Annotated in this window: 15 protein-coding genes; 7 read left to right on the top strand and 8 right to left on the bottom strand. The window is 57.1% G+C overall.

The features are described from left to right. Window positions 1-412, bottom strand: a 412-nt coding sequence (locus SHIM_RS01905) for an Arm DNA-binding domain-containing protein (RefSeq protein WP_342585502.1), incomplete at its 3' end; no start/stop codon positions are given. Window positions 413-681: 269 nt separating this feature from the next. Continuing rightward, complete coding sequence (locus SHIM_RS01895; protein WP_054000938.1) at window positions 682-1470, bottom strand: hypothetical protein; 789 nt, start codon at window positions 1468-1470, stop codon at window positions 682-684. Window positions 1471-1574: 104 nt separating this feature from the next. On the opposite strand from SHIM_RS01895, the gene SHIM_RS01890 reads away from it, so the two are divergent. The 7 genes from SHIM_RS01890 (at window position 1575) to SHIM_RS01860 (ending at window position 6332) form a co-directional block, all read left to right on the top strand. Beyond that, window positions 1575-2186 (top strand): ribonuclease D, encoded by a 612-nt coding sequence (locus SHIM_RS01890; RefSeq protein WP_054000937.1) that lies wholly within the window; start codon window positions 1575-1577, stop codon window positions 2184-2186. Beyond that, a complete protein-coding gene (locus SHIM_RS01885; RefSeq protein WP_054000936.1) occupies window positions 2186-3160 on the top strand; it encodes a KpsF/GutQ family sugar-phosphate isomerase in 975 nt (324 codons plus the stop codon). Before SHIM_RS01890 ends, SHIM_RS01885 begins: the two co-directional genes overlap by 1 nt. A gap of 6 nt (window positions 3161-3166) precedes the next feature. Then, entirely contained in the window at window positions 3167-3784 is a 618-nt protein-coding gene (gene lptC, locus SHIM_RS01880) for an LPS export ABC transporter periplasmic protein LptC (protein WP_054000935.1), read from the top strand. 3 nt (window positions 3785-3787) lie between these two features. After that, window positions 3788-4264, top strand: coding sequence for a lipopolysaccharide transport periplasmic protein LptA (lptA, locus tag SHIM_RS01875; protein WP_054000934.1), 477 nt, complete (start codon window positions 3788-3790; stop codon window positions 4262-4264). Window positions 4265-4266: 2 nt separating this feature from the next. Next, window positions 4267-5025 (top strand): LPS export ABC transporter ATP-binding protein, encoded by a 759-nt coding sequence (gene lptB / locus SHIM_RS01870; RefSeq protein ID WP_054000933.1) that lies wholly within the window; start codon window positions 4267-4269, stop codon window positions 5023-5025. Window positions 5026-5256: 231 nt separating this feature from the next. Then, complete coding sequence (gene hpf, locus SHIM_RS01865; protein WP_054000932.1) at window positions 5257-5826, top strand: ribosome hibernation-promoting factor, HPF/YfiA family; 570 nt, start codon at window positions 5257-5259, stop codon at window positions 5824-5826. 41 nt (window positions 5827-5867) lie between these two features. Next, window positions 5868-6332: a PTS sugar transporter subunit IIA gene (locus SHIM_RS01860; protein ID WP_054000931.1), complete on the top strand. Its 465-nt coding sequence runs from the start codon at window positions 5868-5870 to the stop codon at window positions 6330-6332. Window positions 6333-6389: 57 nt separating this feature from the next. Here SHIM_RS01860 and SHIM_RS01855 read toward each other — a convergent pair whose 3' ends face one another. From SHIM_RS01855 to galU, 6 genes are all read right to left on the bottom strand, one after another. Beyond that, window positions 6390-7814 (bottom strand): sulfotransferase family 2 domain-containing protein, encoded by a 1425-nt coding sequence (locus SHIM_RS01855; protein ID WP_054000930.1) that lies wholly within the window; start codon window positions 7812-7814, stop codon window positions 6390-6392. 6 nt (window positions 7815-7820) lie between these two features. Then, window positions 7821-9518: a DUF5927 domain-containing protein gene (locus SHIM_RS01850; protein WP_054000929.1), complete on the bottom strand. Its 1698-nt coding sequence runs from the start codon at window positions 9516-9518 to the stop codon at window positions 7821-7823. Then, window positions 9515-10465, bottom strand: coding sequence for a glycosyltransferase family 2 protein (locus tag SHIM_RS01845; RefSeq protein WP_446740592.1), 951 nt, complete (start codon window positions 10463-10465; stop codon window positions 9515-9517). The genes SHIM_RS01850 and SHIM_RS01845 overlap by 4 nt, the downstream gene beginning before the upstream one ends. Window positions 10466-10575: 110 nt before the next feature. Next, on the bottom strand, window positions 10576-11844 hold the full coding sequence (locus SHIM_RS01840) for a glycosyltransferase family 4 protein (RefSeq protein ID WP_054000927.1): 1269 nt from the start codon (window positions 11842-11844) through the stop codon (window positions 10576-10578). Beyond that, window positions 11804-12787, bottom strand: a complete 984-nt coding sequence (gene galE, locus SHIM_RS01835) for a UDP-glucose 4-epimerase GalE (protein WP_054000926.1) — start codon at window positions 12785-12787, stop codon at window positions 11804-11806. The genes SHIM_RS01840 and galE overlap by 41 nt, the downstream gene beginning before the upstream one ends. Before the next feature lie 33 nt (window positions 12788-12820). Beyond that, window positions 12821-13714: a UTP--glucose-1-phosphate uridylyltransferase GalU gene (galU, locus tag SHIM_RS01830; protein WP_054000925.1), complete on the bottom strand. Its 894-nt coding sequence runs from the start codon at window positions 13712-13714 to the stop codon at window positions 12821-12823. Between the last annotated feature and the right edge of the window lie 94 nt (window positions 13715-13808).

Raw genomic sequence — 13808 nt, 5'->3', positions numbered from 1 at the left:
GGAAGTCGCGTTGATCGAGATCCGTCACCGGCACGCGACCAAGCTTTGGCAAAACGTGGATGTTCAGGGGCGAAAGCCACCGGCCTGCTGTTCCATCACCTTTCAATTCCGCTTTACGCGCTTCAAAGGCGTCCGCTGTGATAATGGACAGGGAAATATCTTCGCGCCGCGCGGCCCGCTCTTCGGCCTCACGCTCCTTGATCGGGTCGCGACCACCTGCGGCCACGTCTCGCCAGCGCTGAGCAGCTTTGCGGGCTTCGGCAAGACCGAGCGTTGGGAATCCGCCAAGTCCCATCTCTCGCCGCCGTCCGTGAACCGTCACACGCAGTACCCACTGCGCGCCGCCATCGTCCCGCTTCACCAGCCAAAGCCCTGCGCCATCGCAGTGCTTTCCGGTTGGTGCAGATTTCACGAATGATGCCGAAAGTCTGTTTTGCGCCCGCATGTTCTATCCACCTATTTATCCCCCTTAAGCTAGTGGATGCCACCGGACAGATCAAGACAGTGCAGGACAGGTTGGTTCATATTTTTAAGGGGATATGGCGCAAGGATGGACAGTTAGAAACTTTTAAAAACAATAGGTTGGTGCGCTCTTGAGGCACCACGTTTGTCACAGGCGTGCATAGTTTCCAAACACAACTGATACCTCTAAAGCGCGACGGTCTTTGAAACTGTGCTCGATCACGCACGCGTTCCAAACAGATCCAACACCACCGGAATCGCTTTGAACTCGCGTCCCTTGTTGCCCGGGCGCAGCTGGATTGGCTTGGTCAGCCAGTTCGCCCAAACAAGCCGGCGGCAAAGCTGTTCGGCAGCAGCGCGCAAACCATCAGGCGCCAGATCGCCGTGCACCTCCAACGCCTCTGCCAGATCACCGCGCATATGCGGCGAATGGGCGGCCACGTTGAACGCCCAAATCACCAAATCACGGGCTTGGCCTTTCAACGAATTATTCCGCCGATCGTACCGTTCAAAATCCAGCAGGACTTCCTGATCACCCTTACGGCACATGTCCTTGGGACTGGGGCGCCCATGCGCAAATCCGAGCGCGTGCAACCGACCCAGAGACGCCGCCGCGTCCAGCAACATAGTGCGGCACAGGCCGGCGTCGGCTTCGGTACGTAAACGATACCGCAAGTTGGGGCCACAGTCGGGCAAAACGATAAAATCCGTTCCCTCTGCCACAAGGGTCGGGGCCGGACCCTGCGCCTCGTTAAGATCATGAAACCCCAGCCTCTCCCGCTCAAACGCCTTGCGCGGATCGCCCTTTTGCAGACGGTATCGCAGGCCAAGCCGCTCTGGCCGCTTGATCCAGAACACGCCTCCCTGGGTTTCTACCCGCTCCACGCGCGGTCCCGCTTCGCGCGCACGGGTTTCCACCAACATGCGCAACTCGTCTTCAACAGAAAGGACAGGGCTGTTTTCCATGGCGGCAATATAGGAACTTCGCCAAAACGTCACAATACCCATGCCGATCTGTTACAAAAGGTGAACCCATGTGCTTTGCTGCATGAAACATTGAAACACCGGCCCGGACACCGTAAGTCCTAGGCACTTCCAAATCCGAGGCGAAAATGGCGAACTTCCTGTATCAAAACGACCTTCCAGACGGGCTCGACCTTGGCCCCTTTGTGGCCATCGATTGCGAAACCATGGGGCTTAACCCACACCGCGACCGGCTGTGTGTGATCCAGATGTCTGGCGGCGACGGCAATGCCCACCTTGTGCAGGTCTCCAAAGGTCAGACAGACGCGCCCAATCTTGTGCGCATGCTGCAAAATCCCGACGTGTTGAAACTCTTCCACTTCGGACGTTTTGACATCGCCGCTTTGCTTCACACCTTTGGGGCCGTAACCGCGCCCGTCTATTGCACCAAGATCGCCTCCAAGCTGATCCGCACCTATACTGATCGCCACGGGCTCAAGAACCTGTTGCAGGAACTGCTGGGTGTCGACATTTCCAAACACCAGCAGATGAGCGATTGGGGCGCACCCAAGCTGAGCAACGCGCAACTCGATTACGCCGCCTCTGACGTGCTGTATCTGCACCGTTTGCGCGAAGAATTAAACACGCGGCTGGAACGCGAAGGCCGCATGAACATGGCGCAAGCCTGTTTTGACTTTCTGCCAATGCGCGCTCAGCTGGATATCGAAGGCTGGCCCGAACAGGACATCTTTGCCCACTGATGACAGATTCCGAGAAACATACCTTCCTCGCCACGGCACAACGCGTGCTGTCGATCGAAACCGAGGCGCTGCGCCTGTTGGGCGAAAGCCTTGGGGCCGAAATCGGCGAAGCTGTGGCGCTGCTTTTGTCAGCCAAGGGGCGGGTGATTGTCTCTGGAATGGGCAAATCCGGCCATATCGCCCGCAAAATCGCGGCGACATTTGCTTCTACCGGCACGCCGGCGCATTTTGTGCACCCCGCCGAGGCCAGCCACGGCGACCTGGGCATGATGGCGCAGGGCGACGTTGCACTGGTGCTCTCCAACTCAGGCGAAACGCCTGAATTGGCCGACCTTGTGGCCTACACGCGGCGCTTCAACATCCCGCTTATCGGGGTGGCCAGCCGTGCCGAAAGCACGTTGATCAAGCAAAGCGACATCGGCCTGATCCTGCCCAAAGCCGAAGAGGCCTGTGGCACAGGCGTAGTGCCCACCACATCGACCACCATGACGCTGGCGCTAGGCGATGCTTTGGCCGTGGCGCTGATGGAGCACCGCAAATTCACGCCGGAAAACTTTCGCGAGTTTCACCCCGGTGGCAAACTGGGCGCTCAACTGTCCCGCGTACGCGACCTGATGCATGCTGACCATGCCGTGCCGCTGATCACCGAGGCGACGCCGATGTCGGACGCGCTGATCGAGATCAGTCAAAAGGGTTTTGGCGTTGTCGGCGTGACCGGACCCGACGGCACCCTAAGCGGCATCGTCACCGACGGCGATTTGCGCCGCCATATGTCCGGCTTGCTGGATCGGTCTGCCGCTGACGTCATGACACACGCACCGCAAACGATTTCGCCCAACGCGCTGGCCGAAGAAGCTGTAGCGATCATGAACCAGCGCAAGATCACCTGTCTGTTTGTGGTCGACCCAGAAGGCAGCGGCACACCCGAAGGCATCTTGCACATCCACGATTGCCTGCGGGCCGGACTCGGCTAAATCCGGATGGCGGGGGGATTCACATATTCAAACATGGTGGCCTTGCTCAAGGTCATCCTGCCTTTGCTGGCGCTGGCGCTGCTGGCGACCATGTTCCTTGTGCCCCGCACCATCGATCTGGAGAGCGCAATTCCCTTTGCCGACATCGAGCTGGAGACACGCCTGCGCGACCAACAAGTAACGGCACCCTCGTTTTCATCCCAGACCAGCAGCGGTCATCTGGTGGCTGTCACCGCGGCCAAAGCCAACCCCGACCCCGAAGAACCCTCCCGCATTGTGGCCGAAGATCTGGACACGCGCATCACCCTGACCAATGGGCAGATGATCACCGTCTTGGCGGAACACGGCGAGATGGACGGCGCGTTTCAGGACCTGTTGCTTGAGGATGGCGTGCGCATCACCACAAGTTCCGGACTGAAACTGGACACCGACTCTTTGACCATGAGTTTGGACCAGGTGCGCGCCGAAACCGGCGGACCTGTGAGCGCGACGATGGGCTTCGGACAGCTGGATGCCGGCCGCATGGCGATCCGGCCCGCAGGTGAAAGTGATGATATCTATTTGTTTTTCACAAAAGGTGTGCGACTGCTATACACGCCCGAAACGACGACAAAGGACCCGTAAAACATGCTGCGTACGCTGCTCATTCTAGTCATCAGCCTGTTTCCGGCAATGGCCTCTGCCCAAGGGTTCCAAGTTGGTTTTGGCAATATGCAGCAAGACAGCGCCTTGCCGGTCGAAGTCACCGCGGACAGCTTGTCGGTTAATCAAAACGACGGCAGCGCGATTTTCTCCGGGAATGTCAAAATTGTTCAGGGCGAAATGCATATGACCGCCAACAAAGTGAATGTGCATTATAGTACCGGCACTGTTGGCATTGCCCGCCTGATCGCCGAAGGGGACGTTCTTTTGGTACAAGGCACGGACATCGCAGAGGCCGAAAAAGCCGAGTACAGCATCGAAGACGGCTCTGTACACATGACAGGTAACGTCATGATATTGCAGGAAAATACTTCAATTTCTGCAGACGAAATGACAGTTGATCTGAAATCGAATACCGCCGAGATGCATGGTCGGGTCAAAACCATTCTGAGGAACCAGTAAGCATGGCGAAGCCCGATCTTGCTGTGACCGAAGGGCAGTCAGGCCTCAGGGTAGAAAGCCTGCGCAAAGCCTATCGCAAGCGTGTCGTGATCCGCGATTTCTCCATGGAACTGAACCGCGGTGAGGTGGTCGGCTTGCTCGGCCCAAATGGCAGCGGCAAGACCACAACGTTTTACGCGGTCGCGGGGCTTTTGCAGCCCGAAGGCGGGCGCGTGGTGATTGACGGCGTGGATGCCACGACTTTGCCGATGTACCGCCGCGCCAAACTTGGCATCGGCTATCTGCCGCAGGAAATGTCGATCTTTCGCGGTCTTTCGGTCGAAGACAACATCACCGCCATTCTCGACATCACTCAAAAGGACCGCCACAAACGCCGCGAGCGCCTCGAAGAGCTGCTTAGCGAATTCTCTATCGAACACCTGCGTCGCGCGCCTGCTCTGGCCTTGTCGGGTGGCGAACGGCGCCGCGTTGAAATCGCGCGGTGTCTGGCTGCAGATCCCAAATACCTCTTACTTGATGAACCTTTTGCCGGGGTTGACCCGATCTCTGTGGGTGACATTCGCCATCTTGTGTCCGACCTGAAAAAGCGCGGCATCGGCGTGCTGATCACCGACCACAACGTGCGCGAAACCCTCGAAATCGTGGATCGGGCCTACATTCTGCATGACGGCAAGGTTCTGATGTCAGGCACGCCCGAAGAGGTTGTGGAAAACGAAAACGTGCGCCGGGTTTATCTGGGCGACAACTTTCGGATTTCGTAACATTAGGCAGCGAAATTTGGCGCATTTTTGACGCGCGTCATTGACTCTCGGCGGTCAGAATACTCAAATATACTTTATGACAATTCAGCCACCCTTCGCTGTGACGCAGATGACCTTCTTCAAAAGGCCAAGTCATATTGCAGAGTGTGAATTGTCGAATTCCAGCATTCGAACCTGAATATTTTTGGGCCTGCGGCCCATGGTTCGACATGTCATCGAAAAGGAGACAGGATGCGTTACCAAATTACCGGAAAACAAATCGACGTCGGCGAAGCACTGCAGACTCATGTAAAAACTGAGCTCAGTGAGGTTTTAGAAAAATATGCCGGTCGTCCAACAGATGCGAATATTGTGTTTTCCAAAAGCGCTCATGAATATGTTTGCGAGGCCACCGTCCACCTGTCGACAGGCCTGACGGCGCAAGCCAAGGCCCATGCCACTGAAATCTATGCCGCTTTTGACCAGTGCGGCGAAAAGATGGACAAACAACTGCGCCGCTACAAGCGTCGGTTGAAGGATCATCACAAGGAACGCCAAGATCCGGTTGAACTTTTCGGTGCAGCCGCGTATATCCTCGCGCCTGAACAAGAAGACCACGAGGCCGAGCCCGAAACTCTGCAGCCTGTCATCGTCGCCGAGATGGAAACCAAGATCCCATCTCTGAGCGTTGGTGAAGCAGTGATGCAGATGGAACTTGCCGGAGCCCCCGTATTGGTTTTCAAGAACGAAGCCAAAGGTGGGTTGAACGTGGTCTATCGCCGTGAGGACGGCAATATCGGCTGGGTTGATCCGCAGACATAAAGCGATGAGGGCATGGTCCCGCGTCCGGAGAAACAGGCAAGATGGACCTATCATCGATCCTCAAGCCAGAGGCGGTCAAAGTAGTTACGGCCGCCTCAAGCAGAAAGCGTTTGCTTCAGGAATTCGGCGACCTTGCGGCGGCGACCTATGGGTTGTCCGCGCCGCGTGTCGCTGAGGCCCTGCAAGAACGCGAGGCCCTCGGGCCAACGGGTGTCGGTCAGGGCGTCGCGCTGCCGCACGCCCGCCTGCCTGAAATAGACAGCGTCATCGGCGCGTTTATCCTTTTGGAAAAACCTGTTGATTTCAATTCCGTAGACCGTCAGCCGGTGGACATCGCTTTCGCGTTGTTTGCGCCCGAAGACGCAGGTGTTGAACACCTCAAGGCTTTGGCTCGCGTGTCGCGCAGCCTGCGGGATCCTGCGATCTGTACCAAGCTGCGGGCCAACCAGAACGCGAGCACTTTGTTCGCCATTCTGACAGAAACCGACAAAGTTCAGGCGGCGTAATCCGCCTGATCAATCTGGAAACTGACCATTCTGAGCGCCCGAAATAGGCTCAAGACCTCAGCGCCATTTTTCAAAACCAAAGACCATATAGTCGCGTTGATAAATGTCGCGTACCCGGCTTTCGATCTCCTCGTCATAAATCGCTTCCAAAGCAATCGGCGTGTCCGGTTTCGCGGGCAGCAAATCAGGTACGGATTTGCGCCCCACCTGCATCGCCAGCGCGGGAAGATAGCTGCCCATTTCCTCCTCGCGGACGATCATATCCGGCAAAGCGAAATCACCGAATCCCCTCATCGCACCGGACTGAGTCGCCCAATGCGCATCTTGCCGGATGCCGGTCTGCCCCTGCAGGTTCGCTTTGACAAAATCCAGAAACGCCAGAAACGCCGCCCGATGCGCAGCAACGTCATAGTCCGGCCCCGGCCCCTCTTTGGGAAGCGGCAGCTTATGCACCCTGCGCAGCGTGTTGCGAATTTTGGAGTAGCTGCCCTCGTCGGTCCTCAGAATGCGCGAACAGAACGCCGCGTGCACCCGCGCCACAGGATGGCGCACCACAGTAAAGGTGCGATGCCCTTTGTTGCTGCGTTTCCATTTGCGCAGGGTCTTCTGAGAAAAATCCGTCATCAGTCCGTTGGTGGTTACCGAATCCAGCGCCGCCAGCCAGGCCGCGACCTGTTCCTCAGGGCCCGAGCGCACTGGCATATACATCAACGGCACCACCGCGCCGGCCAGATAGGTCGGCACCACCGACCCGCGGCGGGGTTCGAAATTCGGGGTGCGGTTCAGATTGAACCGGTCCAAATCCGCCAAAGCCAACGACACCTCGGCAAAATTTGACACTTTTTCCGACACCGCGCTGGGGTTTTGCCGCTTAAGCGATTTGTCTAGGGCCGGCAGCGTTTCATCAACGCCCAGATACCGTGCCAGACCGTTCATCACGTCGATGTCCTGCAGATCCTCATAGGCCACGTAAAACGCAGTCTGCCCGCTGGTCTGCAGCGCCTTCATCAACGTCACCTGAAAGTCCTGCAAATCCTCGACGTGGCGTTTGAACTCCGGCCCGTCAAACCGCACCTTGCTGTCCTTGCGCCGCCGCACATCCGTCAGCTTCCACTGGCCGGTGGCCTGCGCGATTTTCCAGCTGACGTAACTGTCCAGCGGATTGCGCGTCAGAACAATTTTGGCGCAGCGCGGATCGTTTAAACAGGTGTCCAACACACGCGGATCGTGGTCATGAAAATATCGAAACCCCGACAACACACCGGGCTCTTCTTTGATGGCGCGTAACAACGCCACCGGATCGGCTGTGCGCTGCTCCAGCGTGACGCCAAGCACGTCATCTCGGTTCGGATACCCGATAAAATGCGGATTGAATGCCTCACCGTGACAGCTGAGCGCATCAAAAGCGTTGATGTTGGTTTCCAGAAAGTTGGACCCGGTGCGCATCTCTGCAAACACCACAAAATAATCAAACTTGGACATACGGGTTTACTGCACCAGATAAGGTTTGCGAGGCGGCTTTTTCTGCCCGCCTTCGGGTTGTTCGACAGGAAAGTCTCCCATCAGATAGGGGTGCATCCCCTGGTTCTTGAGGTTTTGAAGGAACTGACCGAAACCGCTTAGATCGGTCATGCGCGGTGCCTCTGACAGGCGACGGGCCCGATCAATACCGATCTCGTCGATGATGGTCTGCAACGGCTCCATCGGGGCTTCGATGAACTCCGCCATGGTCCAAATCCGCACCCGCGCTTTGGCATAGGGCGAGCGCAGCGCAAAGAGTTGCAGGTTTTCCAGCTTTTGCAGTCGCGCGGCCTCTGCCCGGATGTCGGTGAAATTCAGGTTCGACTTAAACAACGGCACAGCCCAAGCGCCGCTGATCACACTGACCTGCGCATTGGGGTCTTTGGCGATGAACCAAATCGGCGCACCTTCATCGCGCGGTCCCACCTGAAAACACTGCCGCTCACCACGGGTATTCCAGATCAGGTTCGACAGAAAGGCAATCGAATGATAATCGCGCAGCTTCGGAGAGCTGCTGAGCGCGCCGTTTATCACCCGCTGCCGACCGGAGAATTCCGCCCGTTCCGGCGCGAATACGTGCCCGTGCACCTGCGCCCCGGTGGTCCGTCCCAGCCAGGTTTCAAAATCCTCAAACAGCTCGGAAAAGCCGTGAAACACCGAATAGCGGCCAAAGGTCATGCCGTTTTCCCATCCCTCGTTGGGGTAGCGGCTCTGCATATAAAGCCCCGTTCGGCCCTTGGTCCGCCGTTCCACCGCTTTGGCAAAGATCCGGTCGATCTTGGCAGGGTTCGGCTCGCTCATCTTGATGGCGCCCTCAGGGTCCCGCATGAAGCCATTGTAAAGCTTGTTGGCCTGCGGCCAGATCTTGCGCGCCACAAAACAATCGGACCGCCGCAACAGCTGCAGATGGTCGTCGTAGAAAATATGCGGTTTGCCCTGAAAGTCGAATTTCGACAGCGTCAAAGACCGGCTTTCGATCTTTGTCGAATACAGCCGCGACAGAGTCTGGAAGTAGCTTTCGTCCGGAATCCAGACGCGACTAAAATACTTATCAAACGTTGCGCGTTCAGGGTCCTCAAGGATGGCCGACAAGGTCTGGCGTGTCAGGCACCACCACTGGCTGCCCATATGCGGCACAATGCCATGCGGAATGCGCCGCTTGATGCGCAGGAACCGCTGAATATCGACCCACTTGTCAAACAGATAGCGATTGCGCTTCCATGAGAATGGGAAATGCAGCGTAAACCGCTCTGCGTCCAAACCGCCGACGGTCCACGGTACATCCGCCGTCGTCGCGCTTTCGATAAAATCTGTGCGCGGGCGGGCCTTGAGATAGTCTTTCAATTCCTGCACCGGTCGCAGCGGCAAACAGGACCCCGACGTCAGATAAACATGCCGCACGCTGGGAAACTCGTGCAACATCATCTCGGCCGCGGATTGTGACGCCGCCACCAAGCCCCAAGCGCCCCATTCACATTTGTGGCGTTTGCAAAATTTGACGTCAGGCAGATCTTCCAGCGCTTTGACAAAGCGTTTGTATTGCTTGGGTTTCACAGTGGCATCCACGTGGATAACCACAGGGCAGCCGTATTTATTCCAATGTCGCGCCACCTGCTCGGCTCGGCCAAACGCGGTGTGCACCAACATCAGAATTCCCACGCTCATGCCCAGTTCCCCTTGGACATGAGGCCCAAAATCTCAAGCTGGCGCCAGTTGATGTATTTTTCACTCCACTTGCACCAAAGCTCGGGGTTGTCCCGAAGCCGTTCCGCATAGGCGTGGTATTCCACGCTCGCCGAATAGTGCATGTTGCGTCGCAACTCTTCCTCGGCTTTTGCGGTGAACGTGTCGATGAACTTGGCATGCAACAAAAGGCCCGACGCTTTTTCGCCGCCCCATTCATCGTAAACCTGATTGAGTCCGCGCGGCAGCAACATGTGAGTAGAGCTCACATAGGTATAGCGGCGGTTCCATTTCACCAACGGGATCTTGTTCAACGCTGGCGCCAGCTCCGGATTGTCGGGGAAAAACACCCGCGAACGCGGACCGCCCTGAATCCAGAGGTTTCCATAAGCGGCGTTCTTGGACATCGTGTAATTGCCGGCATCGAACCAGCACGCGATGTCCAAAGGGTCTTGCCCGGAGCGATAGGGATTCTCGGTGATTGGCCCACGCGGATACATATCCAGCAACATCGCGCTGAAAGATTTGATGGAGGACGCGTCCAGCCAGTCGGTCAGGGCCCGAATGGGGCGCGTGTCGCAGAACGGATAGATAAAGAACTCATCGGGATCGACCACCAGGCACCAATGTTCGTGCCCATAGCGAAACTGCAGCCAGTTCAGCCAATCCACGCCAAACCGCGACTTCTTATAGCTGCTGCGAGTGTGCCAGACGGACACATCCGGCTGCTCTGACAAATACTCAAGCGAGCCGTCATCGCTGTCATTGTCCACGATCAGGAAATGGTTGATGCCTTTGTCGCGATAGTAATCGAGGAAAAACGGGAGACGGATCAGCTCATTTCGCAGGGTCGAAAACAACAACAGATCGTCCCGCTTGATGCTGCCCGTGCGGTTGACAATCGGACGCAACTCGCGCCGCTTCCGGATCGAGCGGCCAAGCCGATAACGGCGTCTAACCCGAAGCCGATATGATTGCCAAACGCCCAATCCGTTTCCTTACCTTCAACCAGTTCCCCGGGATTTGACTCACCGGACTATCACGTGACCCTTAAGACGGCGTTGAAATGCGCCTCCCAGGTTGGCGGCTCGAAACGCGTCTCGGGCCGACCGTCCGCACCCTGCGCATCCTGATCAGCCCGCGCCAACATCCGTATTGCCTGCAACCATGAATAACTGTCTGTAACGCTTGCGTAAATGGGATAATCTCCGAGAATTTCCCGCATCACGGGCAATTCGTTGCAGACCACCGGCACCCCGGCGGCAGCAGCTTCAACTGGCGGCAGACCAAAACCTTCCGCGCCACTTGGAAACAGCAGACCTGATGCCCCCGCCACAAGGTTGCCAAGAGACGCGTCATCCAATTGATTAAACTCGTGCAGGCATATCCCTCTCAGCGGGCTTGCATCCAGTCGTTCAAACAGCGCTTCGCTTTTCCATCCGCGCCGACCGGCAACCACCAAATGCGGTAGCGTATCCGCGGGCTGCTCTGAGGCCATTTGCTCCCATAAATCCAACAGCACATTCACGTTTTTGCGGGGTGAAATCGTGCCCACAAACACGAAATAGGGCGTCGATACCAGCGCGGGCATATTGTTCACGATTTGGAACAAATCACCTTCTATGCCCAAATGCGCCACGACGATAGGCGGCACGTCACCCGCCTTTGACATATGCCGGACCACATCCTGTCGCGTGACCTCCGAATTGGCGAGCAGCAGATCGCAATTCAGCCGCATACGCTCAAACATTCGGGCAAATTCTTCCGTGGGCTTGGACACCTCAAAATCCGCAAGATCCAGAGGGATAGTATCGTGAACAAAGGCCACGACTTTGCCGTCCTTGACGGATTTCACGGCTCTCGAAACACGGTCCGGAAAATTGGCGTGATCCACATTGATATACACGCTTCCCGCTGGCAGATGCCGCCGCAACATGCGCGACAAACCTGACGGCGCCGTGCGTGCCACACATAATCGACGCAGGTCGGCCTCTGTTTCGCTTTTTGAATTGTCGGCATCCCGTGTCAAACGCGAGAGCCAGTCGCGTTTGCCCCACGGCGTCTGGCCGACCAGCCGTGCCAAAAGCTGGCGCATGCCATCCTTGTCGACCAGCACATATCCCAGCTTGGTGCGCGCCAATCCCCAGGCGGGCGTCGCGTCCCGAACAATCGCCCGCAAATACGCCAGACACACCCGATCCACCCCTGTGGGCGGACGGCCCTTGAGCGTCAGGACCCGCGTTAGTTCAAACAGGCGGGCGGTTGGGCTATCGGTCGTAATGGCCGGTTTGGTGCCATCTCCATGCATCTGCGATCATGATGTCCATTTTGGAGCGTGTTGGCGTCCAGCCTAGCTCTTTCTCAGCACGTGTCGAGCCGGAAACCAGCTTGGTGCAATCCCCCGCGCGGCGCGGCCCTTCGGTGACGGGCACAGCTTTGTTGGTGACAGCGCGGGACTGGTCAACCACTTCGCGAACGGAGAACCCAGTGCCCGACCCAAGGTTAAACACACGGCTTTGCTTGCCGTCCAACAACCAACGCAGCCCAAGCACATGCGCATCCACCAGATCGCACACATGAACGTAGTCGCGAATACACGTACCATCCGGCGTGTCGTAATCCGTGCCATGAATGGTCAGCGCATCGCGCTTGCCCGCAATCGCATCCAGCATCAGCGGCACCAAATGTGTTTCCGGCTGATGATGCTCACCCACCTCGGCCTCAGGATCGGCACCCGCCACATTGAAATAACGGAAGATCACATTGCGCAACCCGTGTGCGCCCTCGAAATCCCGCAACATATCCTCGATCGCGCGCTTTGAGCTTGCGTAGGCATTGATGGGATGTTGCTGGACAGATTCGTCCAAAAGCACGTTGTCATGATCGCCATATGTCGCGCAGGTCGAGCTGAAAACCACGTTCAGGCATCCCGCCGCAACGGCGGCCTCAAACAACGTCAGCGATCCGCCCACGTTATTATGCCAATACCGACCCGGCTCTGCCATGCTCTCGCCCACTTGGCTGAGCGCCGCAAAATGCATCACCGCAACCGGCTGATAGGTGGCAAACACCTCATCCAGTCGGGCGCGATCTTGCAATTCTCCTAGCTCAAACGGGCCAAATTTGACCGCATCTTGCCAGCCGGTGCAGAGATTGTCGTAGGTGACCGGCGTGAAACCGGCCGCGCGCAGCGCTTTGCAGGCGTGCGAGCCGATATAGCCCGCTCCTCCGGTTACCAGAACATTGCTCACGCCACAGCCTCCAAGCCAGTCATGGCCACGGGCTTATTGTGCTGCCTTGCGTGCTGCAAGCATCTCTTCGAGATAAACTTCCAATTCGTCCCGCAGTTCATCACGTGCCAATGCAAACGCCACGGTTGCCTGAAGGAACCCGGCCTTTGACCCGCAGTCATACCGCTGCCCCTTGAAACGGAAGCCAAAAACGTTGCGCTCCGCCTCGATCTCTTTGGCAATCGCATCCGTCAGTTGGATTTCGCCACCCGCCCCGGATTCCTGTTTGTTCAGGTTGCGCAACACATCCGGCGTCAGGATATACCGTCCGATGACCGCGAGGTTGGACGGCGCCTCATCGGCTTTCGGCTTTTCGACCATACCTTTGATAGACACCAACGCGCCCATGTCTTCTTTGACGTCCAGAACACCATAAGCCGACGCCTTCGTGGGCGGCACCTCCATGGCGGCGACCATACAACCGCCGGTTTCCTCATAGGCGTCAACCATCTGCTTCAAACACCCATGTTCACCTGCGATCACGTCGTCGGGCAGGATCACCGCAAAAGGTTCATTGGCAATCAGGCGCTGCGCACAGGACACCGCATGCCCAAGACCCAATGCCTTGTGCTGGCGGATATAGGCAATCGCGCCACTTTCCATATTGGTGTCTTTGAGCGCCTGAAGCAGGTCATCTTTGCCCTTCTTTCGCAGCTCTTGCTCCAATTGCGGAGAATGATCAAAATAGTCTTCCAATGCGCCTTTGCCACGCGACGTGACAAATATGAATTCCTTGATTCCTGCCTCGCGGGCCTCGTCGATTGCGTATTGAATCAACGGTCGATCCACCAACGTCATGATCTCTTTTGGGACCGATTTGGTGGCCGGTAGGAATCGGGTGCCAAGTCCCGCAACGGGAAAAATCGCCTTGGTCACTTTTCTACGCATGGATCACTCACCTCTTTTTATAGACAAGGAACATTCTGCTCCCCGCGCCAACTATAGCACTCATACCTACAACAATCCGTTTAGGCAGGGGAAA

Source organism: Shimia sp. SK013, from assembly GCF_001292625.1.
GTDB lineage: Bacteria > Pseudomonadota > Alphaproteobacteria > Rhodobacterales > Rhodobacteraceae > Shimia.
The sequence above is the reverse complement of the archived record's forward strand: the minus strand, read 5'-3'. Positions and strand labels throughout refer to the sequence as shown.